Annotated in this window: 16 protein-coding genes and 12 tRNA genes; 21 read left to right on the top strand and 7 right to left on the bottom strand. The window is 44.5% G+C overall.

Translation table 11 applies throughout. From position 1 onward, the window contains the following. The first annotated feature begins 117 nt into the window (after positions 1-117). The 5 genes from dnaX (at position 118) to L5L98_RS16770 (ending at position 6068) form a co-directional block, all read left to right on the top strand. On the top strand, positions 118-3351 hold the full coding sequence (dnaX, locus tag L5L98_RS16790) for a DNA polymerase III subunit gamma/tau (RefSeq protein WP_263142461.1): 3234 nt from the start codon (positions 118-120) through the stop codon (positions 3349-3351). Between the two features lie 223 nt (positions 3352-3574). Further along, entirely contained in the window at positions 3575-3904 is a 330-nt protein-coding gene (locus L5L98_RS16785; protein ID WP_028759630.1) for a YbaB/EbfC family nucleoid-associated protein, read from the top strand. A gap of 12 nt (positions 3905-3916) precedes the next feature. Further along, entirely contained in the window at positions 3917-4516 is a 600-nt protein-coding gene (gene recR, locus L5L98_RS16780) for a recombination mediator RecR (RefSeq protein WP_028759631.1), read from the top strand. Positions 4517-4956: 440 nt separating this feature from the next. Beyond that, positions 4957-5448 carry a GNAT family N-acetyltransferase gene (locus tag L5L98_RS16775; RefSeq protein ID WP_263142459.1) on the top strand — a complete coding sequence of 164 codons (492 nt, stop codon included), beginning with the start codon at positions 4957-4959 and terminating at the stop codon, positions 5446-5448. Between the two features lie 206 nt (positions 5449-5654). Next, positions 5655-6068, top strand: coding sequence for a hypothetical protein (locus tag L5L98_RS16770; RefSeq protein ID WP_131523277.1), 414 nt, complete (start codon positions 5655-5657; stop codon positions 6066-6068). 384 nt (positions 6069-6452) lie between these two features. Here the strand turns inward: L5L98_RS16770 and L5L98_RS16765 are convergent. The 5 genes from L5L98_RS16765 to L5L98_RS16745 all read right to left on the bottom strand — a co-directional run bounded on the left by L5L98_RS16765 (position 6453) and on the right by L5L98_RS16745 (position 7318). Then, positions 6453-6529: transfer RNA gene (locus L5L98_RS16765), tRNA-Met, on the bottom strand. Positions 6530-6680: 151 nt separating this feature from the next. Continuing rightward, positions 6681-6757 (bottom strand) — tRNA-Met (locus tag L5L98_RS16760). Between the two features lie 145 nt (positions 6758-6902). Then, positions 6903-6979, bottom strand: a tRNA-Met gene (locus L5L98_RS16755). A gap of 144 nt (positions 6980-7123) precedes the next feature. Next, positions 7124-7200 (bottom strand) — tRNA-Met (locus tag L5L98_RS16750). 41 nt (positions 7201-7241) lie between these two features. Beyond that, positions 7242-7318 (bottom strand) — tRNA-Met (locus tag L5L98_RS16745). 257 nt (positions 7319-7575) lie between these two features. On the opposite strand from L5L98_RS16745, the gene rlmKL reads away from it, so the two are divergent. The 5 genes from rlmKL (at position 7576) to rmf (ending at position 14107) form a co-directional block, all read left to right on the top strand. After that, positions 7576-9705 carry a bifunctional 23S rRNA (guanine(2069)-N(7))-methyltransferase RlmK/23S rRNA (guanine(2445)-N(2))-methyltransferase RlmL gene (rlmKL, locus tag L5L98_RS16740; RefSeq protein WP_168827462.1) on the top strand — a complete coding sequence of 710 codons (2130 nt, stop codon included), beginning with the start codon at positions 7576-7578 and terminating at the stop codon, positions 9703-9705. Next, a complete protein-coding gene (locus L5L98_RS16735) occupies positions 9698-9952 on the top strand; it encodes a glutaredoxin family protein (protein ID WP_131523279.1) in 255 nt (84 codons plus the stop codon). Before rlmKL ends, L5L98_RS16735 begins: the two co-directional genes overlap by 8 nt. Before the next feature lies 1 nt (position 9953). Beyond that, positions 9954-11879, top strand: a complete 1926-nt coding sequence (locus L5L98_RS16730; RefSeq protein ID WP_263142457.1) for an ABC transporter ATP-binding protein — start codon at positions 9954-9956, stop codon at positions 11877-11879. Positions 11880-11907: 28 nt separating this feature from the next. After that, a complete protein-coding gene (locus tag L5L98_RS16725; protein WP_263142456.1) occupies positions 11908-13743 on the top strand; it encodes a DUF3466 family protein in 1836 nt (611 codons plus the stop codon). 187 nt (positions 13744-13930) lie between these two features. After that, complete coding sequence (gene rmf / locus L5L98_RS16720; RefSeq protein WP_006082074.1) at positions 13931-14107, top strand: ribosome modulation factor; 177 nt, start codon at positions 13931-13933, stop codon at positions 14105-14107. Between the two features lie 122 nt (positions 14108-14229). On the opposite strand, the gene fabA is transcribed toward rmf, so the two are convergent. Both fabA and L5L98_RS16710 read right to left on the bottom strand, forming a co-directional pair. Then, positions 14230-14745: a bifunctional 3-hydroxydecanoyl-ACP dehydratase/trans-2-decenoyl-ACP isomerase gene (gene fabA, locus L5L98_RS16715; protein ID WP_028759638.1), complete on the bottom strand. Its 516-nt coding sequence runs from the start codon at positions 14743-14745 to the stop codon at positions 14230-14232. Between the two features lie 74 nt (positions 14746-14819). Then, the gene (locus L5L98_RS16710; protein ID WP_263142453.1) at positions 14820-16553 is read right to left on the bottom strand and encodes an AAA family ATPase; all 1734 of its coding nucleotides are present in this window, start codon (positions 16551-16553) and stop codon (positions 14820-14822) included. Positions 16554-16774: 221 nt separating this feature from the next. On the opposite strand from L5L98_RS16710, the gene L5L98_RS16705 reads away from it, so the two are divergent. The 11 genes from L5L98_RS16705 (at position 16775) to L5L98_RS16655 (ending at position 24566) form a co-directional block, all read left to right on the top strand. Then, positions 16775-16865: transfer RNA gene (locus L5L98_RS16705), tRNA-Ser, on the top strand. Positions 16866-17319: 454 nt separating this feature from the next. After that, a complete protein-coding gene (locus L5L98_RS16700; protein ID WP_263142451.1) occupies positions 17320-19317 on the top strand; it encodes a methyl-accepting chemotaxis protein in 1998 nt (665 codons plus the stop codon). A 178-nt stretch (positions 19318-19495) separates the two neighbouring features. Further along, a tRNA-Ser gene (locus tag L5L98_RS16695) sits at positions 19496-19586 on the top strand. 471 nt (positions 19587-20057) lie between these two features. After that, positions 20058-20148: transfer RNA gene (locus tag L5L98_RS16690), tRNA-Ser, on the top strand. Positions 20149-20622: 474 nt separating this feature from the next. Continuing rightward, positions 20623-21267, top strand: a complete 645-nt coding sequence (gene uvrY / locus L5L98_RS16685) for a UvrY/SirA/GacA family response regulator transcription factor (RefSeq protein WP_006082070.1) — start codon at positions 20623-20625, stop codon at positions 21265-21267. 103 nt (positions 21268-21370) lie between these two features. After that, on the top strand, positions 21371-23200 hold the full coding sequence (gene uvrC, locus L5L98_RS16680; RefSeq protein WP_263142449.1) for an excinuclease ABC subunit UvrC: 1830 nt from the start codon (positions 21371-21373) through the stop codon (positions 23198-23200). 47 nt (positions 23201-23247) lie between these two features. Then, positions 23248-23796 (top strand): CDP-diacylglycerol--glycerol-3-phosphate 3-phosphatidyltransferase, encoded by a 549-nt coding sequence (gene pgsA, locus L5L98_RS16675; RefSeq protein ID WP_028759642.1) that lies wholly within the window; start codon positions 23248-23250, stop codon positions 23794-23796. A 214-nt stretch (positions 23797-24010) separates the two neighbouring features. After that, positions 24011-24086 (top strand) — tRNA-Gly (locus tag L5L98_RS16670). A gap of 44 nt (positions 24087-24130) precedes the next feature. Further along, positions 24131-24204: transfer RNA gene (locus L5L98_RS16665), tRNA-Cys, on the top strand. A 49-nt stretch (positions 24205-24253) separates the two neighbouring features. Then, positions 24254-24340 (top strand) — tRNA-Leu (locus tag L5L98_RS16660). Between the two features lie 139 nt (positions 24341-24479). Beyond that, positions 24480-24566, top strand: a tRNA-Leu gene (locus L5L98_RS16655). The last annotated feature ends 41 nt before the right edge of the window (positions 24567-24607 follow it).

Below are 24607 nucleotides of genomic sequence, written 5' to 3'. Positions count from 1 at the left end.
TCTGCAGCTAAAGGCGCCTTGGGATAGTTTGATGGCATGTCAAATCATGGCATGTTATCTTTCAAAGTTCTCGGGGCGCATGCTCCCGCTTTTGTATCACATACTCTGGGGAGTTCCATGTCATATCAGGTGTTAGCCAGAAAATGGCGCCCTGCCACATTTGATCAAATGGTTGGCCAAAGCCATGTTTTGCATGCCTTGACCAATGCGTTAAGCCAGCAGCGCTTACACCATGCATACCTGTTTACGGGAACGCGCGGTGTCGGTAAAACCAGCTTGGCGCGACTCTTTGCCAAAGGCTTAAATTGCGAACAAGGCGTGACAGCGACTCCCTGTGGTGTTTGCGGCAGCTGTGTGGAAATCGCCCAAGGCCGTTTTGTCGATTTGATTGAAGTCGATGCCGCATCTCGCACTAAGGTCGATGATACCCGTGAGCTGTTAGACAATGTGCAGTATCGTCCAACCCGTGGCCGCTTTAAGGTTTATCTCATCGACGAAGTGCATATGCTGTCGCGCAGCAGTTTTAACGCACTGCTAAAAACCTTAGAAGAACCCCCCGAGCACGTTAAATTTCTTCTGGCGACAACCGATCCGCAGAAACTGCCAGTGACTGTGTTATCTCGTTGTTTGCAGTTCAATTTAAAAAGCCTGACCCAAGCTGAAATTGGCACTCAGCTCAATCATATCTTGACCCAAGAGCAGTTTCCCTTTGATGCAGAAGCCCTAAAATTGCTGGCTAAAGCTGCCAATGGCAGTATGCGTGATGCCTTGAGTTTGACAGATCAAGCCATTGCCTTTGGTGGCGGTAATGTGATGCTCACTCAAGTGCAAACCATGCTTGGCAGTATTGATGAGCAGCATGTAGTTGCCTTGCTTAATGCCTTAACCGATGCCGATATTGGTGTGTTAATGCATACCTGTGCCCAAGTGCTTGCGTACGGCGCAGATGCCCAAGAAGTGCTACGCAGTTTACTTGAGTTGTTACATCAAATTACCTTGACCCAATTTGCCCCCGCGTGCGCGCAGCAATCCTTGTATAGCGCACAGATTCGCGCCTTTGCCGAACAGCTTAAGCCGGAACAGGTGCAGCTTTATTATCAGATTTTATTAACAGGCCGCAAAGACTTACCCCATGCACCGGATCCTAAATCGGGTCTTGAGATGGCGCTATTACGCGCTGTTGCGTTTGTGCCGGAAAAGCCAGTAAAGCGCTGGCTGCCTGATGCTGTCGCTGAGATCAGTTTACCCGCAGGTCAAACGCCAGTTGCGGCAACTGCTGCAGCGCAAACTCCTGATGTAAATGAACAACAGTTTGCTGAAACACATACAGCTGAAAAAAAAACAGCATTAATTGAGCCTGCAGATACCGTAGAGCAGGCACTTGATGCTGAGCTCGAAGCGGATGCGGCATTAATTGCCGAACAGGCGGTGATTCTAAGTCAGGCGCAGAGTCAGGGATTTAACGCTGGCAGCTTAAACGTTGAGATAGTGAATGCTGAGGTCGAGCCACAAACTCAAACAGTATCAACCGCTCAAGCGCCTTCTCAAGTTACTGAAGCTGCTGCTGACATTGAGGCATCGGTTGCGAGTTTAGATGCTCAGAATAGTGAAGTTCCTGAATTCATTGGGGCAACTGCCGAGTCGAGTATTGTTAATCCAGCAGCGGCTGAAGTGATTGTTGGTTCAAGCGCTGTGGCTATTGGTAGTGACATTGCAGAGAAAGACAGTGCTGTTCAAAAGACTGTTGATGAAAACACTGCTGTTGACTCCCTCGCTAACCATACTCTTACTAATAGTACGCTAGAGCAAAAGGGGCTTGATGAACATAGTCCCTATGGAACTGAAGTCGAGCATTCTTATCCAGCGATGGGATCTTATGCCCAAGAGTCAGCGCCGCTCGATTCCTATCAAGATGCTTATGTTGAATTCACCTCCGGCTCTTACAATGACGATGATTTTCATCACAGCTTTGACTCTCATGCTGTGCCTGATGATGTTCAACACTTAGATAATGTTCAAAATTCTGCTGATATTCAAAGCGCTGTAGGCATGGAAGGCTCAGTTGATAGTCAGTCAGTAGTAATGGCTCAAGTGTCTCCTCAGGCATCAATTCCAACACTAGCCTCCGCATCCTTAGCCGACGACGATATTCTCTCAGCTGTGTTGGCGGCGCGGGATTCACTGTTATCGGATCTTGACGCCTTAAGTGCTAAGGACGGTGATGAAAAAAAGTCGTCATTGGACTCAAAACTTAAGACGCCAAACACTAAATCACATGGTGTAACCTTACCTAAATCGGTTACTAAAATTGAAGCGAGTCAGCCAAGTGTGGCATTTTCTGTTGATCCCGCATCTGATTTAGACCCTGATTTAGCGATAGATTTTGATGATGACTTCGACTTAGATCTTGAGCCTATCGAGCTGCACCAAGCAGTATCTTCAGTCGTCATCTCAACTGGAATTGTCTCTGAGAAGCCTGCCAAACCGTCTGCTACATATGATCGTCCGCCTTGGGAGGCCGCGCCTGAAGCTGAATTTATCGAAGTGACACAAGTCGATAGTAATAAGACTGAGAGTATTCAGCCGGTGAGCGCGCAAGCTACTGATATAAATAATGTTCAAGCTAGTCATGCTCAAGAGCTTTTAGGCGAGAGTTACGCACCTAATCATGCACAAGATGACACTCTATCCCTGAGTGACGGGCAGCTTGCAGCATCAAGTTTGAAGTCGGAGATACTTCAAACTCACGTTGTACGTCAAGAAGAAATACCCGGCTCAGAGTTTGCCTCGGTTAGCACAACAGCACTGACAAATGCGTCGAATACAGTGGAACACACGCAGGAGACACAAGTCGCGCTCAGTTCGACTCAACCTATTAGCGGTCATCCATTAGATTTACATTGGTACAAGTTGATGGCGAGCTTAGAGATCGGCGGGCGAGTGCGGCAACTGGCGGTTAATTCTGTCTGTAAAACTTTGAGTGATCCTTTGCCGTTGCTGCTTAAACCAAACCAGAAGCATCTAGCAGCCGATGTTGCCATAGTGCAGCTTGAGCAAGCCTTAACTACCGCGCTCGGGAACCCAAGACGGGTGCAAGTGGTCATAGGAATCGATGAACAGCGGGAAACGCCCTTAGAGTTACGTAAGCGTTTCCACCAAGAGTTGCTGCAACAAGCGCATCAATCATTGATCCATGATGACAATGTGCAATGGTTGATCCAACGTATGGGCGCCGAACTCGATGCCGATAGTCTAGTATATCCACCAGAGTTGTTGAATTTACGCAGTCAGCAAATACAAGCGTTACCTGAGTTACCTGAGTTAACTGAGTTAACTGAGGCCGCGAGTTAGCCATTATTGGCGAGTCTTTGGGTAAAATTTTTATCGTTAATTTGTAACGCTGTGGTTTAAATTTAGGCTTCGAGTGCATATTTATAGTGATGCTGCTGAGAAACTCTGCATCGAGATCATAAGTTTATTAACAAGATAACGGCATTGATTGCCAATCCCATTTATTTAAGTAAGATTAGCCGCGTTAATGCTTGCGACTAACCCTAATAGAAGAGAAATGACTATGTTTGGAAAAGGCGGTATGGGCAATTTGATGAAACAGGCCCAGATGATGCAAGAAAAAATGGCCAAAATGCAGGAAGAAATCGCCCGTATGGAAATGGTGGGTGAATCTGGTGCTGGTTTGGTGAAAGTGACTATGACAGGCGCGCACACAGTGCGTAAAGTCGAAATCGACCCAAGCCTGATGGAAGACGACAAAGAAATGCTGGAAGATTTGATTGCTGCGGCCTGTAATGACGCTGCTCGTCGAATCGAAGAAAACCAAAAAACTAAAATGGCTGAAGTTACTGGTGGCATGCAATTACCACCAGGCATGAAAATGCCATTTTAATTGAGATAGCCGATGAAATTTAGTCCATTGTTAGATGAGTTAATTCAGTCCCTGCGTTGTTTACCTGGGGTTGGGCCTAAATCGGCGCAACGTATGGCGTTTCAGTTACTTGAACGCGACCGAAAAGCAGGGCTTAAGTTAGCCAGTGCGCTGTCCAGTGCGATGAGTGACGTCGGTCATTGTCAGTCTTGCCGAACCTACACTGAAGAAACCCTCTGTCCGATCTGTGCTAGCCATAAACGCGGAACCTCCTCCACCATTTGTGTGGTGGAAACGCCGGCTGATGTGTTAGCCATTGAAGCGGGTGGACATTTCACTGGCCGTTACTTTGTGCTTTTAGGCCATTTATCGCCCCTCGATGGCGTGGGGCCAGAAGAGTTAGGCTTAGCGTTACTCGAGCGCCATTTGGCATCGGGTGATGTCACCGAACTGATTTTAGCGACAAATCCAACAGTAGAAGGTGAGGCTACAGCGCATTTTATTGCCGATATGGCCAGACGTCACAAAGTGATGATAAGCCGCATTGCCCATGGCGTACCCGTAGGTGGCGAGTTGGAATACGTGGATAGTACTACGTTGGCGCTGTCCTTTAATGGTCGTTTACCACTTTAATTAAACAGTTTATATTAGAACCATACTATTGTTTGTATTGGATTAATTGAAGGCTGAAGTATTCAACTCAATTATCATTTTAGTGCCTGAATCTTATAAACCCGCCAAGATCCTATCTTGAGCGGGTTTTTATTTGCCCAAAGTTTCAACCTAGGTATTGAGGCTGGGTTATGGAGACAGGGCGGTGGTTGATTCAATTCCTATATTGATTGATATCTATCTATATAAAATCCATGTTTATCAATAGTTTTTTAAATTTCATACTTGTCTTATGTGAGCTTCATCCGTAAAGTCGGTTTGATAATAATCGGGTTGAGTTGCTTAATCACAGTGATCCACTGTATGTCTAGTCAATTCGTTGGGCTTAGATCTGTGTGCTTAGTTCTGTGTACGTTTAATTGGCCACGTCTTTTTTATTTGAAAACTAGGGAGGGGACTCATTGGGAAATATTACTATTAGGCATGCAGAGAAGCGTGACGCCGCAGCTATTCAAGACGTATATGCCTGCCCGAATGCCTATACAGGTACCTTGCAACTTCCTTGGCCATCGACCGATAAATGGGAGTCACGCCTTGCTGCAACATCGAATAATATTCATCGTTATGTCGCAGAGATTGAAGGTGAAATTGTCGGTGATTTGGGTTTTGAAGTGTATGAGCAACCCCGCCGTAGGCATGTTGCCTCCTTTGGTATGGGTGTAAAAGACAGTTGGCAAGGCCGCGGTATAGGCAGTGCCTTGATTAACGCGATGCTTGAGCTTACCGATAAATGGATGAATATAAAACGAATTGAATTAACGGTTTATACCGATAATTATGCCGCCATTGGTCTATATAAAAAGTTTGGCTTTGTAATGGAAGGTGAGTCGAAGGATTTTGCTTTTAGAAATGGTGAGTTTGTTAGTGTGTATCATATGGCGCGGTTAAATTAATGTGCTGATATCTATGCTATTTTAGCTGTTACTTAAGGCTCTCACTCTAAGCACTAACTTTAAGAATTTGCTCTAAGCGCTCAATTTAAGAACTTACATCAAGAGGTCACTTTACGAACCGAGGTATTGGAATAGCATTAAGCGCTCATTTTCAGAGCTCGCTTTAGGTGCTAAGTGTATGTCTATCCTAACTTTTAAGGATAAAAATGGGACTCATTTTATTGCCGCTGCTGATACTTTGGTTGGGTGTTGGTATTTATGCCATACGTATCGGCTATCAAGTATTGGCTGGGGCTTCTCAATTAAGCTATGCACTCAATGTTTGCACTCTCGCCTTAGTGGCATTACTGCTTTATCTCTATTTCGGTTTCGCTCAATTTAAGGAAAATAAAGAGTTGTGGGCATTCGAAATATCGATGTTTTTTGCTGCGAATAAGTTTGCTTTTGGCATCATGATGCTTGGTCTAATACTGCACTGGTTCGGTCAAGGTGTTCTCATTTCTGCTTATTTGAAACCTCTACCTTTCATAATGATTTTCACCGTTTCCTTTGGTGCTATGGCAGGCGTCATATTGTCCGACACTTTTATGGCGAAATTTGACATCCAAAAAATGCATTGATGTCAGCTGATCAGTTTAAATCTTATTTTGGACGCTGTTGTTGAAGATGATTTGAATTGATGGCTTTCATCGGTTGTTTATAGTTCGTTGAATCCGATGAGCTACCATGGTGATCTGGTTAGGATTTTACAGAGAGTTATTACGAATTTTAGATACAAAAAAACCAGCTTGTGCTGGTTATTTTTCTCTTTCATAAAGAGAATTGGTTGCGGGAGCTGGATTGCTAATGTTAAATCAGCGACGACCTTCATCCTTTGTTTATAAAGAATTGAGCCCGACGAGTGAGCATGTTGCTCTGTTCTGTATTTAACTGTGGTTTTCTATGAATTTTAGATATAAAAAAACCAGCTTATGCTGGTCAATTTTCTCTTTCACAAAGAGAATTGGTTGCGGGAGCCGGATTTGAACCGACGACCTTCGGGTTATGAGCCCGACGAGCTACCATGCTGCTCCATCCCGCGTCCGATTGTTGTTAATAACTGTTTTAATTCTGTCATCAAAGAATTGGTTGCGGAAGCCGGATTGCTAATGTTAAATCAGCGACTACCTTCGCCTGTTGTTTATAAGGAGTTGAGCCCGATAAGCTGTTTCTCGTTATAAGCATATATAAAGTGGTTGCGGGAGCCGGATTTGAACCGACGACCTTCGGGTTATGAGCCCGACGAGCTACCATGCTGCTCCATCCCGCGTCCGATTATTGCTGTTAATAACTGTTTTAATTCTGTCATCTAAGAATTGGTTGCAGTAGCCTGATTTGAACTGGCTACCTTCGCCTGTTGTTTATAAGGAGTTGAGGCTAATAAGCTGTTTCTCTTTATAAACACATGTAGAAAGTGGTTGCGGGAGCCGGATTTGAACCGACGACCTTCGGGTTATGAGCCCGACGAGCTACCATGCTGCTCCATCCCGCGTCCGATTGTTGCTGTTAATAACTGTTTAATTCTGTCATCTAAGAATTGGTTGTAGTAGCCGGATTTGAACTGACTACCTTTGCCTGTTGTTTATAAGGAGTTGAGCCCGATAAGCTGTTTCTCTTTATAAACACATATAGAAAGTGGTTGCGGGAGCCGGATTTGAACCGACGACCTTCGGGTTATGAGCCCGACGAGCTACCATGCTGCTCCATCCCGCGTCCGATATCTATCTGTATTACTTTACTATTTTGCTTTTAAATGGTTGCGGGAGCAGGATTTGAACCTACGACCTTCGGGTTATGAGCCCGACGAGCTACCATGCTGCTCCATCCCGCGTCCGTCTTCAAAGCGGGGCAGACTATAACGGCAGCGCCTTGGCATTGCAAGGACGAAGATCGAAAAAGATGGTGAACGCTTAAATATAAAGCGGAGTGGGGGGCTTTCATACAATTTAAACATAAGTTAGGGATTTTTCGTTGATTATCTTAGGTCGAGGATGAGACTAAATGGGGTTTCGACTAATAACTGTTTATCTTTTATGTATTCGAGCAGGTATAATGTCGCTTTGATTTTGACTGCGTACTGATTATCCCATGCTTAATTTTTTTGCCGCCGCCCCTAAGGGCTTTGAATATAGCTTAGCCCAAGAGCTGACAGAATTTGGTGCGACTGAAGTAAAAGAGAGTGTTGCTGGTGTGTATTTCACTGCCCCCTTAGCTTTAGCGTATCGGATTACTTTATGGACACGCTTAGCCAGCCGTATCGTGTTGGTTATCTATAAAGGTAGCTGCGAGTCGGCAGAGCAACTTTATAATGCCGCCTATTGTGTCGATTGGCCGGCGCATTTTTCCAATAAAAGCACTTTTAGTATCGATTTTCATGGTACGGGTGGTTTTATCAATAATACCCAGTTCGGCGCACTCAAGATTAAAGACGCGGTTGTGGATAGATTCCGGGACGATGACGTTGAGCGCCCAAATGTGTCACGCGTCGATGCTGACTTTAAAGTTGATGCCCATTTTCGTAATGGCGTAATCACGATTGCGATGAACTTCTCTGGTCCATCACTGCATCAACGTGGCTATCGTTCTACTACTGGTGAAGCACCACTGAAGGAAAACTTAGCCGCCAACATGTTAGTACGCAGTGGCTGGCAAGCAGCGCCTTCGACCTTGCTCGATCCTTTCTGTGGTAGTGGAACTGTGCTGATTGAAGCGGCTTTAATGGCGGCCGATATTGCCCCAGGCTTACAGCGTAGCCGTTTTGGGTTTGAACATTGGCGTCGTCATGATAAAGCTGTGTGGCAAGAAATCGTTGAAGAAGCGAAAGCGCGTGCCTCATTAGGCGTGAAACGTTGCGAGATTAAATTCTACGGCTCAGATATCGATTCTCGCTTAGTTGCGTTAGCCAAACGTAATGCCGAAAATGCCGGTGTACTCGAGTTAATTGAGTTTCAAGTTGCAGATGCGTTGACGATAACACCGCCTGCAGAAAGTGGATATTTGATCACTAACCCACCTTATGGTGAACGTTTAGGCAATGTGTCTGAGTTATTGCAGCTTTACTATCAGCTAGGCGACAAGTTTAAGAAAGAATTTGGCGGCTGGAAAGTGGCCATGCTGTGTAGTGATATCGAGCTGGTATCATCACTTAAGCTTAAAGCCGACAAACAGATGAAGATGTTCAACGGCGCCCTAGAATGTGCCTTTAACATTTATACCTTGCATGCGACCAGTACACGTCGCGATACACCAGTGCTGCCAGACGGCGTCGACATTGCCGATATCGCCCCTGCTTTTGCTAACCGCATTAAGAAAAATGCCAAGTTATTAGAGAAATGGGCCAAGAAAGAAGGCATCGACAGCTATCGTATTTATGATGCCGACATTCCTGAATATAACGTCGCAGTAGATAAATACTTAGATTACGTGATTATTCAAGAATATATGGCGCCAGCAACTATACCTGAAGCCGTAACCAAGCGTCGTTTAAGCGATGTTTTGTTAGCACTGCCGTCGGCCATTGGTATCAATCCGAACAAGATGATCATGAAGACGCGTGAGCGTCAAAAGGGCACGAGTCAGTATCAAAAGCTGGATGAGCGTAAGTTAGAGCTTATCACTACTGAATATGGCGCTAAGTTCAAACTGAACTTAACTGGTTATTTGGATACAGGTTTATTCCTCGATCACAGATTGACACGCCGTTTAGTCGGTCAAAAATCTAAGGGACGCCGTGTACTTAACCTGTTCTCTTACACAGGTTCTGCTTCTGTGCATGCGGCGCTTGGTGGGGCTAAATCGGTGACGACGGTGGATATGTCCAATACCTATATTGCTTGGGCGAAGGACAACTTTGCACTCAATGGGCTTCAAGGTAAGCAGTATGAGTTTGTTCAATCTGACTGCATGCAGTGGATCCGTGATTGCCGTGAACAGTACGATCTGATTTTTATCGATCCGCCGACCTTCTCAAATTCTAAGCGTATGGAAGATTCATTCGATGTGCAGAGAGACCATGTGAACTTACTGGCATCCTTAGTGAAACTGCTCAGCCCAACGGGCGAACTAGTGTTCTCTAACAATAAACGTAAGTTTAAGATGGACATAGAGGCACTGACCAAGATGAACATTAATGTGAAGAACATTGATGACGTGACTTTGCCTATGGACTACAAACGTAATCCACATATTCATAATACTTGGCTTATCACCCATGCCTGAGTTGACTCAAGCAGAATTAGATAATAGGCATTATCTGCTATATCACACAGAGGGATGTCATCTGTGTGAACTGGCCGCGGCCTTATTGGCAGCGGCTGACATTGGCTATCGGGCCATAGATATTTGTGACGATGAATACCTCGCGCAGCGTTATGGCGTATCGATCCCTGTGCTTAAAGCTTGGGATGATAGAGAATTACATTGGCCATTTAACGCAACGCAATTACAAGAGTTTACAGGAGCTTAGTTTGAGTCTGGTTCGTATCAATAGTGGCTCTTTAGCCTATGGTTACACTCCGTTGTTACAAAAAGCGGATTTTACTATTCAACGCGGCGAGCGCGTGTGTATTGTTGGCCGTAATGGTGCCGGCAAGTCGAGTTTATTAAAAGTGTTATCTGGTGATGTACTGTTGGATGAAGGCGAATTCAACATCGCTGGTAATGTGACCGTTAGCCGTCTGCAACAAGATCCGCCAAAGGCTGAGCAAGGCACGGTATACGCTTATATTGCTGCGGGATTAAAGGAAGTGGGCGAGGCGCTTGAGCGTTATCATCAACTGTCCCACGATGTGGCCCATGCCGATCCCGAGCAAATGGAGCGTATGCTGAATGAAATGCAAGGTCTGCAAGAAACCTTAGACCACTACAATGGATGGCAGCTAGATTCTCGTATCCAACAAAACTGCGAGTTGTTAGGTCTCGATCCTGACAAATCCTTGAGCGAATTATCGGGTGGTTGGCAGCGTAAAGTGGCGTTAGCCAGAGCACTGGTGAGCGAGCCAGATCTGTTGTTACTTGATGAACCGACCAACCATTTAGACATAGACACTATCGAGTGGCTTGAAAAGTTTTTACTCGATTATCAAGGCGCTATCGTCTTTATCAGCCACGATAGGGGCTTTATTGCCCGTATGGCGACGCGGATTGTCGATTTAGACCGTGGTGTGGTGACCTCATGGCCGGGCAACTATCAAATGTATCTTGATGGTAAGCAAGAATGGTTGCGCGTCGAAGCCGAGAAAAATGCCTTGTTTGACAAGCGTCTCGCCGATGAAGAAGTGTGGATCCGTCAAGGCGTTAAAGCCAGACGTACCCGTAACGAAGGTCGAGTTCGCGCACTGAAGGCGCTACGTGAAGAGCGAAGTGAACGTCTGAATCGTCAAGGCAATGCTAAAATGGCAGTATCGGATACTGAACGTTCTGGTAAGTTAGTCTTTGATGTGACCGATCTTAACTTCAATCTGCCCGATAAAAATCTGGTTAAAAACTTTAATACGACGGTTATCCGCGGTGACCGTATTGCGCTGATTGGGCCAAACGGTTGTGGTAAATCAACCTTGATCAAGCTGTTAATCGAGAAGCTGCAACCGCAATCGGGCGAAATTAAAGTCGGTACTAAGCTCGAAATCGCTTATTTCGACCAATATCGTGAAGCGTTAGATCCTGAGCAAACCGTTGAAGATAACGTTGGTGAAGGTAAAAAGACCATCACGATCAATGGTCAAGACCGCCACATTTTAAGTTATTTGCAGGACTTCTTGTTCTCGCCTATGCGTGCCAGAACGCCAGTGAAAGCGCTGTCGGGTGGTGAGAAGAACCGTTTGTTATTGGCTAAGTTATTAATTCGCCCAGCAAACTTAATCATTCTCGATGAGCCAACTAACGATCTTGATATTGAGACCTTAGAATTGCTAGAGTCGTTGCTCACTGAATACCAAGGTACGTTGTTGCTAGTGAGCCATGACAGGGCATTTATCGACAATACTGTGACCAGTAGCTGGTGGTATGCGGGTAATGGCCATTGGAGCGAGTATGTAGGTGGTTATCAAGATGCCGTGAACCAAGGGGCAAAGTTTTATTCTGAGGAACCTAGTTCACAAAAGGTGGTCGAAGTTCCTGCGGTTGAAACTAAACCCGTTGAAGTTAAAACTGCAGAACCTGTGAAAGCGGTAAAAAAACTGTCGTATAAGCTACAGCGTGAGTTAGAGTCACTACCTAATGTGATGGAGCAATTGGAGGCAGAAATTCTCGCATTGCAGACCACTATTGGACATTCAGACTTTTATAGTCAGGCGCAGGATAAAGTCAATCAGGTATTGAGTCAGTTGGCTGATAAAGAAAAGCAATTGGAAGTTTGCTTCGAGCGTTGGGAAGAGCTTGAGTCACTGAAGTAAACCAATAATAAAAATGGGAATAGAATTAATGAAGTCAAAGTTGGATAAAGCCCTTTCCTTGGTTGCCTTAGGTGTCCTTGGTATATTAAACAGTGCCCATGCAGCACCTGTCTATGAAATCGTTAATATCGAAAATTATGATCTGAAAGGTACGCTTGAAGGCACTCGTAACGGTTATGCTTTAGGTGTGAATGCCAATGATGAATTAGTCGGTATTTCAAAGGGTAAGAAAAAACTCAGCAGTTCAGATGTCGAAGGCGGCGTGATTGATGTTGCCGATGGTATCGCACCGGAAGAAACCATTACATATTCGATAGATAAAGCCATTATTGCCAATAACTTTGCCTTTATTGCTAAGGAAAATGATGATACATCTAACCCTTGGACCCCCAATTTTGACAGCATTAATGGGACTACACCACCCAATAATGCTGCTGTGATTAACTCAGTTGATAGCTTTTATTACGGTATTAACGATGCCGGTATTAAAGTGGGTAGCATGACTGCTCCTGAAAAGAAAGCTGAGAACACTGCAACTACTGATGTTACCGATGATTACTGGTATTACCGCGACTATGAGTTCCGCGGTGTGGTAAAAGTGGGCAGCACTGAAATTCCATTAGTTCCTCCCTACACGCAATTTGTTAATGCTGATAAGACTAAAACTGTAGAGTTAGGTGGATGGTCTGCAGCAACGGCGGTCAACAACAATAATTTAGTAACCGGTTATGCCAGTACTGCCATCAGTAAATATGGTAGTGATCGTGTTAATTCTTGTTTAAGTACCGATAATACTTTGCCGTTGGATGTATGCGTTCAACGTGAGCAATATCCGAATACAACGGGGACGCGTAATATTCAGTATCAGACCCGTGCTTATGTATGGCAAATTGACAATGATGTTGCTACTGGGACTGAGTTACCTTTGGGGCTGACTCCAGCGACTGATAATACCTTAACCTTTACCGCTCAAGCACTGGGTTTGAATGATAATGGTGTCGTTGTGGGTCGCTCACATGTTTATCGTGGTGGTGACACCAATAATTTGCGTCAAGATGCAGCTTATTGGGCTAAAGATACTGAAGGTAAATACCAATACCATTGGATCCCTATGGTCGATTCGATTTCTAGCTCTATTGCCTATGACATCAACGATAGTGGTATTCTTGTCGGTAGTTATCGCAGCTATATTCAAGGTTATTTGCGCGACAAGTTTTTCTATTTTGATACGAATCAAGCTGATGCAACAATAGTAACCCCGAATGATTTCGCCGTTTCTACAACGGATCTTTCGAGTAAACCAAAGGATATTAATAATAAAGGTCAAGTCGTAGGTTATATAGAAACCACCTATGATAAGGAAAAACCACGTCCTAAGGCGGGCTTCCTGTATGAGAAATCTACCGGTGAATTTAGTAACCTTAACAACTTGTTGACCTGTGAATCTAAGGGCTATGAAAAGGGCTCTGATGGCAATTGGACCCGTCATAAGGTTGAATTTACGGATGGTACTGGAAAAGTACTGACTTATAACAGTGATATTCTCGTTGTTGAAGCGACCAGCATTAATGAAGATGGCACCATAGTGGGAACTGCCTTTATTCGTAAGCCTTCTTTCCAGTTAGACTCTAATGGTAATATTATTGTTGGTGAGAATGGTGAACCACTATTTGAACTGAATGGTAATGGTGATCCAGTGACTGCTTATGTTCTACGTATGGTTGTGCTTAAACCTACAAGCAGTGGCGCAGCCTGTACTATGGATGATAGTCAAGATACCGGTAATTTTGAGCGTTCTGGTGCGGCAACGTTAGCTTGGTTATTTGCCTTGCCATTGGTGTGGTTCCGTCGTCGAATTCGTTAAGTTTTAAGCTTCAATTCAGACTAAAAAAATCGAGGCGAAATGCCTCGATTTTTTTTCGCTAGGATCTCAATAGTTTAATAAATAGTCAGTATAATAGCCGATTTTTTGATTGATCTTGGCGTCAAAAAGCACTATTTCTATGGGTGAAGCTTTTGCTTCTATTTTATGTAGAACAGAGGACGCTTGCATGAAAAGACAAAAACGAGATCGTTTAGACAGAGCTTTTTCAAAAGGATTCCAAGCTGGGGTTGGTGGACGCTCTAAGGAGCTCTGTCCATATGCAAATCTTGATTCGCGATCGCAGTGGTTAGGCGGTTGGCGTGAAGGTGTGGATGGCCGAGTTAATGGGCTATTTAATAAATAATTGAGTTTTACTCATTAATTAAATAGCCCAGAACAAGCAAAGTAATGCAGCATATTGCCCTCAGATGAGGGCATTTTTATATCTGCAGTACTGATATCTTCAGTGTATTGGAGTAAGACTGATCAGAATGTAGACGTATCGCTAAAGACACCGACTTTAAGATCGGTTGCACTGTAGATTTGACGGCCATCAACTTCAAGGATTGCATCGGCAATACCCATCACCAGTTTACGGTGAATAGTACGCTTGATATTGAGTTTATAAGTGACTTTCTTAGCGCCTGGTAATACTTGACCAGTAAACTTTACTTCACCTACACCCAGAGCACGTCCTTTGCCTTCTGCGCCTTCCCAGCCTAAATAGAAGCCAACGAGTTGCCACATGGCATCAAGCCCTAAACAGCCAGGCATTACCGGGTCGGTAATAAAGTGGCAGTCAAAAAACCATAAGTCTGGATTAATATCGAGTTCAGCGACAATTTCACCTTTGCCAAACTCACCGCCATTATCATTGATAGTAACGATTCTATCTATCATCAGCATGTTATCGACAGGCAGACGAGGTGAGTTTGGACCAAATAATTTCCCATGGCCACAGGCGATGAGTTCTTCTTTATTGAAACTGTTTGCTTTGTTCATTGTTTTACTACTCCAGCAATAAGAGCCGCCAAGATTAGCGAACACGTGTAAGCTAAACAACTCCGATCAGCTAATTAGCGGCGAAAAAATCCCAATTTTGCGAGTAATCTCGTGATTATGCCGATTTCCTCCTCGCCATTTCCTGCGAGCTTGTCTAATCGTTCCTGCACAAGGCCGTATAATGAATCATGTGGAAAATCATTATCTTCATCGGCTACACCCGCAGGCATTTGCATTAATAGCTCAACAGCTTGGTCCATATGCTCGATTGCATAGAGGTGAAATAAGCCTTTGCCTACAGCTGTAATCACTTTGGGATTGAGGTTAAGCTGTAACACGTTCGATTTGGGCATGATGACGCCTTGTTCTCCCGTGAGACCACGACGTTCACACAGATTAAAAAAGCCTTCAATTTTCTCGTTGATGCCACCAATCGCTTGCACATTACCAAATTGATCCAATGCACCAGTTATTGCCAGTGACTGAATAATGGGTTGTTCGGCAATCGCTGACATCAAACAGCAGTATTCGGCGAGTGATGCGCTATCACCATCAATTTCTTGATAGGATTGCTCGAAAACGATATTGGCATTTAGGTGTAATGGTGCATCTCGCCCAAAGATACGGTACAAGCAGGCAGAAAGGATCATCATTCCTTTGGCATGTATATTGCCACCAAGTTCAGATTTTCTTTCGATATCGGCGACTTCACCATCACCATAGTGAACAGATGCCGTGATCCGCGCAGGCTCACCATAACTGTAATCGATGGCATCAATGACAGTTAAGCCATTGATCTGACCTACCATAGCACCCGAAGTTGGTAGATTTATGAAGTTGTCATCGAAGCTTTGACCTGAATACTCTTCCGAGCTGTTATGACGATAGTTGGCTTGGGCTAACGCGAGCTCAATACTGCTCGCATTGATACTCGGTTTACCACAATAGGCTTTAGCTTGTACCATCAGTTGGGCAAACTCGAGCATAGACAAACTGAGGCGGCGCTGATGTTCGGTTAACCGTGCACTATAACGAAAAAGTGGCGCTAGGCTTGATTGTTCTAGAGTGACCTCGACACTTTGTGCAACCGTTTGCAACCATGCGACGTATTGTGACTCTGTATAGCGGACCAAGTCGATTTCGCTAGCGAGTTCTGCTAGTAGGGTAAAGTGACGTTGAAATTGCCAATCCTCAGTTCTGACTTGGCTATAAATCATTCCTGCACCGATAAGGACAATTTTACAATTGAGCGGGATAGGACTTAAGTTATTGCTAATCTGATACGCTTTATGGGTTAGGATTTGCATCACTAATTCCCATAAACCTTCACGTTTCCAAAGTGACTCGGCGCAAATAAATACATAATGACATTCGGCCAGAGCACCAGCTTGATACTGGCTTGTTGTTCCTGTTTGTGCCATACGGCCAATGAGGTCTACACGGCGAATATTACCACTGAGGTAGCGATAGCGAGTCGTTTTTTCGGCAATACTGACCTGATTTTCCTGTGGTTTCTCTGATTGCCACTGAAATGTTGCCGCTTTGTCAGTCGGGCGTGTTGCCACTAAATAAGCTGGAGATAACGGCGCTAGGCTATCAATACAGGCTTGGATCATTAATTGGCGGTCAATGCTCGGGAAATCAGCCAGATACAAGTGCTGATCGACAATAGCTTGGTGGAGTTTAAACGCATCTACTGCACGCTCTTGTCCTAAGAGTAATGCGCTTAGATTGTCAGCCGTTTCGGGAAGGGTTGGCAGGCTAAATTCAGGTGCGAGTGAAGACGTGGGTATCAAGAGTGAATTCATATAAGCATTTACCGTGAAAAGTTGCAGTGATTTTACCATACCAAGACGACAAGTCTCTCACTGTATAGGTGTTTTTACGTCTGTTTACTCGATTATTCGTTGAAACTGGTCATGTATTTGTTGTAAAAAACATCGGGGTGAACATAAGTTGAGCATTTGACTCGATATTTAAAAATTGAGGTTTACAAGTTAGCGGTATACTTATATTATTTTCGGCGTTCGGAGGGGTGGCAGAGTGGTTTAATGCACCGGTCTTGAAAACCGGCGTGGGTTTATAGCCCACCCAGGGTTCAAATCCCTGCTCCTCCGCCATATTTAGTCAAAAAGCCGCTAAGCAATTAGCGGCTTTTTGCATTTATACAGTTTGAACCCTTGGGTTCCTGATTTGAAGCGCAGCTCCTGCGCCATATTTACGAGAAAGGCCATCAGTAATGATGGCTTTTTTGTTTGTGCTATTTCCGCTCTTAGGTTTGACCCTAAACGTGGCGTCAGTGCCATGCTTCAGGGAAAGACTATCTGTCATGATTGTTCATTGTGTTAACTCTAGATTCTCCATTCTGATATCAGTGACAGCTACTGATTAATGGGCTTTTTTATCCGCGTTTCTCGTTTATGGTCTACACTAAGTTTGTGGCCAAGTTAATGGTTTTTATGGCCTTTAAAATTTGCACTAGGATGGTGCGACGTATGATTCTCGACAGTCTTGGATCATACGGCCGAACAATTCTTCTCCCATCTGGGTGACTTATTTTAAGTAGAGAAAGCTATGTTGTTACCTACACGTATTTCGCAGCGGCTCACAATGGGCAGCGTAGTGCTACTTCTACTGACTGGGCTCGCGGTTTTTGGTGTGATGTCACTTCGAGGGCAGCCTCGAGTGGTGGCGGCGAGTCAAGAGTTAATTGAGCAAACGGGGAGCAGTATCGTAAGGCAACTCGCACTTAAGTTGGCAAGCATTGAGGGGATTACTTTAAGCCTTGCACACCTCGCAGAAGTGCTACCCCATGAGCAAGCTCTTTATCTTAATTCTTTACCTAATCTAATTGATAACAATGGCGATCTCACTATCGCTGGCGGTGGGATCTGGCCTGAGCCAGATAAATTCGTCGCTGGGAGTATCCGCCACAGTTTCTTCTGGGCCCGTGGTAGCGATAATCTACTGGCTTATTCGGATGACTATAATGCGCCATCTGGCCCTGGGTATCATAATGATCCTTGGTATACGGGCGCGCGGACTAGCTCAGTATCTCAATGTTTATGGTCAGAGGCTTATCAAGATCCGGTTACAAAGGTGGCTATGGTGACATGCAGTGTGCCATATCGTCTCACGGGGACATTTGCAGGGGTCGCAACGATAGATTTAAAACTTGATGATTTAGCCAAATTTTTAACAGAACATGGCAATGTAACTGACGGTTATGCTTTCGCTTTAGACCAAGCGGGTAATATCTTACATTTTCCTGAAACGAATAAGTCCGACACTATGTTACGTTTTACGGATCTCGTCGGGCAGTTACCTTGGCTCTCCCCCGTTGAAGCTGCACTTAAGCAAACCTCAATCAACAAAGTGGTGTCTGTAAGTTTAAATAAGGATGGAAGACTTAATCAGGCGAGTGAGGTGAGCCTTTTTGTAATGCCTGATACTGGATGGGTGATTGGCCTTGTGACGCCTAAAACGCGAGTCACAGGGCTTGCCCGTGAGCTGACATTTGATATTTTATTGTTTTTATTACCATTACTCGCCATTTTACTTTCTCTGGCTTGGTTATCGGGTAAAAAACTGTTGGCGCAACTTGAGGAAACCACAGATCAAATTGCTTCCCTTGGGAGCGGTAGTTTGGGGGCGAATGTTGAACTGCAAATTCAGCGGGATGATGAGATTGGTGCTTTGCGCCGAGCCGTAAACACCTATGCAGGGACGTTAAGGGCAATGTTAGATCTGATCACTCAAGAAGCGAAGAAAATTCAATTTGAGGCAACGCAATTAAGCGGACTTAGCCGTAAGTTAGCTCAGCGCGCAGAGCAACAGCGGCTGGAGAGTGCACAATTAGCCGCTGCGATAACGCAAATGTCTTCAAGCGCCATGGAAGTCGCGAATAATACCAATGATTGTGCTGCAACTGCGCAATCGTCTTTGATTGTAGTGCGAGAAGGGCAAACCCGTGTTGCAGCCAGCAATACTTCCATCGAGGCATTATCAGGAGAAATTGCCAACGCAACTAAGGTGATATCCCAATTGGCCCAAGACAGTCAAAAGGTGGGCGCTGTATTAGATGTGATTAAGGCGATTTCTGAGCAGACTAATTTGCTCGCTCTCAATGCGGCAATTGAGGCGGCTAGAGCGGGCGATCAGGGTCGTGGTTTTGCAGTCGTTGCTGATGAAGTTCGAACCCTTGCGGGGCGAACTCAAGATTCCGCCAATGAAATTAGTACCATGATTAACGCTTTGCAATCGGCTTCGCGCCTCGCTGTGCAAGCAATGCAAGCTGGGGAGTCCCGCACTGTCCATGCGGTTGCGGAGGCCGAGGGCGCTGCCAATTCTCTATCGAGTACCGTACAAAGTTTCGATGATATTTCACAGCGTGCCCAACAAATCGCGTTAGCTGCTCAGCAGCAAAGCCAAGTCACTCAAGAGATTAATGAGTTGGCAGTGCGAATAAATAGCATTAGTGAAGATAACTCCCTCGATGCAACGGCGCTTGATGTGTTAAGCCTTGAGATGCAGAAACTATCTGACCGTTTAATCAATATCAATCGAACTTAGTCTTAATATAGTGTGAAGTGTGCCACCTTAAAATGGCGCTTCAACTGATAAGGGATTCAAAGATAAGTTGAATAACGCGATATTTTTAAGCGGATTGGATGTAGATTGACCATGTAGATTGTTTCTTTAAATTAAGGGTTTACAGCAGAGTAGTAGATAGCTATTATCTCGCTCGTTCGGAGGGGTGGCAGAGTGGTTTAATGCACCGGTCTTGAAAACCGGCGTGGGTTTATAGCCCACCCAGGGTTCAAATCCCTGCTCCTCCGCCATATTTAGTCAAAATGCCGCTAAGCAATTAGCGGCATTTTGCATTCATACCGTTTGAACCCTTGGGTTCCTGATTTGAAGCGCAGCTCCTCCGCCATATTCACGGAAAAGGCCATCAGTAATGATGGCCTTTTTTGTTTGTGCAATTTGAACCAAGGTTCCTCATTCTAAGCTCAGCTCCTCCGCCATATTTAGTCAAAATGCCGCTAAGCAATTAGCGGCATTTTGCATTCATACCGTTTGGACCCTTGGGTTCCTGATCTGAAGCGCAGCTTCTGTGCCATATTCATGGAAAAAGCCATCAGTAATGATGGCCTTTCTTGTTTGTGCAATTTTCATTTCAGTTTTCTCATTCTAATCCCTTTGTTATTCACGGCTTTCGATTTAAGTGAATATGAAATAGTCAATCAACACTATTAACCATAAATTTAAGTTTACAGTGGCGACAGAGATAGCTATTATCTCGCTCGTTCGGAGGGGTGGCAGAGTGGTTTAATGCACCGGTCTTGAAAACCGGCGTGGGTTTATAGCCCACCCAGGGTTCAAATCCCTGCTCCTCCGCCATATTTTACAAAAAAGGCCATGTTTATTCATGGCCTTTTTTGTATGTGAAATTTGAACTAGGGTTCTTCATTCTAAGCGCAGCTCCTACGCCTTTTTGCATTTAAGCTATTAACCTTAGGTTCCTGATTCTAAGCGTATCTCTTCTGCCATTTTCATGTGAAAGGCTATCAGTAATGATGGCTTTTTGTTTTTCTTGAACTGAAAAATTGCCTATATTTGCTGGATATTTTGATATCGATTTAACAGGGATTTTAGGCTGGTCATTCTGGGGTTATTGCTTCGTTTTTAAACGCTTTTTATTGGTATGCTATTCTGGAATCCTTCCTTTAAATATCATCTAGTTAACAATGTTGAATTTATGCTTTGCGAAATGGGGTTGTTGGGCTAAATTAGCCCTATGAACTCGTTATCCGTTTGCCATGTTGCTGTTTCTAACACACGGATCGAGCTGTAAATTGTAAAAGGTGGGTTAAGTTGATTTCGATATATTTGGTTGACGATCATGAGCTTGTGAGAACTGGGATCCGCCGCATCTTGGAAGATGAACGTGGGATCAAAGTCGTGGGCGAAGCCCCTGATGGTGAGACTGCTGTGCAGTGGGCTCGCCAAAATGAAGCGGATGTGATCTTAATGGATATGAATATGCCTGGGATGGGCGGATTGGAAGCCACTCGAAAAATTTTACGATATCAACCCCATGCAAAAATTATTGTATTAACTGTACACACGGAAGATCCGTTCCCAAGTAAGGTGATGCAGGCTGGTGCTTCGGGCTATTTAACAAAAGGAGCGACGCCACCAGAAGTATTGCAAGCGATACGTCAGGTCTCTCGCGGACAACGTTATTTGTCCCCAGAAATTGCCCAACAGATGGCGCTGAGCCAGTTTAATCCTGCCGATGAAAACCCGTTTAAGTCTTTGTCCGAGCGTGAGTTACAGATCATGTTGATGATCACCAATGGCGAGAAGGTTAACGATATTTCTGAGCAACTGAACTTAAGTCCTAAAACCGTTAACAGTTACCGTTATCGTTTATTTGCTAAGCTGGGGATCAGTGGTGATGTCGAACTAACGCGGTTAGCTATTCGCTATAAGATGTTGGATGCTGGCCATTTTTAATGGAAAGTGGATTGCGTTGGTCGATGACTTTAATCTAGCGAGTTCTTGGGTTATATGTTGCTATGTTGTTTGTGTTAAGTCTCCAAAACTGTGGGTGTGAATGATGTCTAATGAATTTAACGCCCAAAGTTTCTTACGTACTGTTTCATCCTCCGCTGGGGTTTATCGCATGTATGACGTCAAAAATGACGTCATTTATGTGGGTAAAGCCAAAGATCTTAAAAAACGGCTCACCTCGTATTTTCGTAAAAACCTCGGTAATGTTAAGACCCAAGCCTTAGTTTCACATATTCACCATATTGATGTGACGCTGACCCACAGTGAAACAGATGCTCTGTTGCTTGAGAATGATTACATCAAGCAATACATGCCAAAATACAATGTGTTGTTGCGTGATGACAAATCTTACCCTTACATCTTATTAAGCCAGCATGAGCACCCAAGGCTTGCCTATCATCGTGGTCCGCAGCGGGAAAAAGGCCACTATTTTGGTCCTTATCCCAATGGCGGTGCTGTGCGTGAAAGCCTACATTTGATGCAGAAGCTGTTTCCTATTCGTCAATGTGACGATCTTTACTACAAATCGCGCTCACGCCCTTGTTTGCAATATCAACTGTCTCGCTGTAGCGCGCCCTGCGTGGGCAAAGTAAGTAACGCTGATTATGATGAGCAAGTGAAATTAGCCAGCCTGTTTTTAAAGGGGAAAGATCAGCAAGTGATCAGCGCCTTGGTTGATAAAATGGAACTTGCGGCCGAGCAGCAAGCCTATGAACAGGCTGCACGATTTCGCGATCAGATCATGGCACTGCGTAAAGTTGCCGAGCAACAGGAAGTCTCTAATAATAAAGGCGATATGGATGTTATTGGAGTGCATTATGCGTCGGGCATCGCCTGTTTCCACCTGCTATTTATCCGCGAAGGTAAAATTTTTGGCAGTCGTAGTTATTATCCTTCAGTACCAGCCCAAACTGATATGGATGAGGTGCTACGCTCCTTTATCCTACAGTTTTATTTAAATGCAGATATTCAACGCACGATTCCAAAAGAAGTGGTGATTAGCCATAATTTTGAAGAATTACATGAACTTGAAGCGGCGATTTCAGAGGCGCTAGATAAAAAGTTTTCGATTAAGACCAATGTTCGCGCCGACAGGGCGAGCTTCTTACGTTTAGCCGTGACCAATGCGACGAATGCAGTGGTTACGCGCCTATCCCATAAGAACACCGTCGAACAGCGTTTTGTGTTACTCGAAGAAATCTTAGAGTTGAGTGGGCCTATCCAGCGGATGGAATGTTTCGATATCAGTCATACCATGGGGGAAAGCACCGTTGCCTCCTGTGTGGTGTTTAATCGCGAAGGGCCGCATAAAGGCGAATATCGTCGTTATAATATCGAGGGTATTACGCCGGGCGATGATTACGCGGCAATGAAGCAAGCGGTAAGCCGCCGTTTCGATAAGATTGAGGCAGGCGGTAAAATCCCTGACATTTTGTTTATTGATGGTGGGCTAGGGCAGTTGCGTATTGCTCAAAAGATAGTGGATGAAAAGTTTGTTCATTTGGATAAAGCACCGCAGCTTATTGGGGTGGCAAAAGGTGAGGGCCGTAAACCTGGGCTTGAAACCTTGATCTTAGGGGATACCGAAACCAGCTTTTCCCTCGAAGGGGATTCGCCAGCACTGCACCTTATCCAACATATTCGTGATGAATCCCATCGATTTGCAATCACTGGCCACCGTAACCGTCGCCAGAAAACCCGTAATACTTCAACACTGGAATCGATTCCAGGTATTGGTCCTAAACGCCGTAAAGCTTTGTTACAGCATTTAGGAGGCTTGCAGGAAGTGAAAGGTGCAAGTGTGGCGGAATTAGTCAAAGTACCAGGGATCAGCATAGAAATGGCACAAACCATTCATGATGCATTGCGAGGGTGATAAAATTAAGGCAAGATTGGCGCTGCTTTTGACTAACTGGTTTGATCATGCCGTTTAACTTACCTATAGCATTAACTCTTTTCAGGCTTTTTTTACTGCCCATTTTTGTGGTGCTGTTTTATTTACCCTATGACTGGACCCCTTTTGTTGCCGCATTTACCTTTTGGCTCGCGGCGTTAACGGATGCATTAGATGGTTATGCTGCCCGTAAATTGAAACAATTAACTCGTTTTGGCGCTTTTCTTGACCCAGTCGCTGATAAGTTGATGGTGATTACAGCTTTAGTTTTGTTGGTCGATCAATACGCGAATATCTGGCTGACATTACCCGCCCTGTTTATGATAGGTCGTGAGATTGTCATTTCAGCGTTGAGGGAATGGATGGCTGAAATTGGTAAACGTGGTACTGTCGCCGTGTCTTGGATTGGTAAATATAAGACGGCTGCGCAAATGGTGGCAATTATTGGGCTGATTTGGCAATACAATCCTTTAATGACGAATGCCGCATTTGTACTGTTATATATCGCCGCTGTATTAACGTTTTGGTCAATGATGAGTTACATTTTAGCCGCTTGGAAAGATCTTACCGCTGAATAGTGCAATAAAAAATCAAAGAGATTATTTAGTGTGCAAGCAGTAAGTTATCGATAAAACAGCGGTTGACACTGGGTGGTAAATCGGTAGAATGCCACCCCGTAGACAAGAGGCAATGTGCAAACAAAGTCTTAACGTTACCAAATATTGATGTTTGATATTAGCTAGGTAATAAAGTGAAATGCTTTGTTTATCTGAGTGACTAGTAAAACAAGATGCGACATTAGCTCAGTTGGTAGAGCGATACCTTGCCAAGGTATAGGTCATCGGTTCGAACCCGATATGTCGCTCCAATATTTTTAAAGTCTAATTCTACTCAACATGAGTTAGCAACTATGGCGCGATGGCAGAATGGCTATGCTGCGGATTGCAAATCCGTCGATCTCGGTTCGACTCCGGGTCGCGCCTCCATAGATTAAAGTATTAATGACACGATTCCCGTCGTTAATATAATGAGTTTGCCCGAGTGGTGGAATCGGTAGACACAAGGGATTTAAAATCCCTCGCTGGTAACAGCGTGCCAGTTCAAGTCTGGCCTCGGGTACCATTATTTTGATAGTGATGGTAAAAATAAAGTCAGAATTTTAAATCGGCTTTTATTAAAGATTTGATTGTTGTACTAAGCGTTAGCTACATAGAGTTAATAATATTTTTGACATGATTCCCGTCATGAATATTCAGAGTTTGCCCGAGTGGTGGAATCGGTAGACACAAGGGATTTAAAATCCCTCGCTGGTAACAGCGTGCCAGTTCAAGTCTGGCCTCGGGTACCAAAAAAGAAAAAGCCTCGATATTTATATCGAGGCTTTTTTGC

It is taken from the genome of Shewanella sp. SM23 (genome assembly GCF_025654295.1).
Taxonomy (GTDB): Bacteria; Pseudomonadota; Gammaproteobacteria; order Enterobacterales; family Shewanellaceae; genus Shewanella; species Shewanella oncorhynchi.
This window is presented reverse-complemented; position numbering and strand designations above follow the sequence as displayed.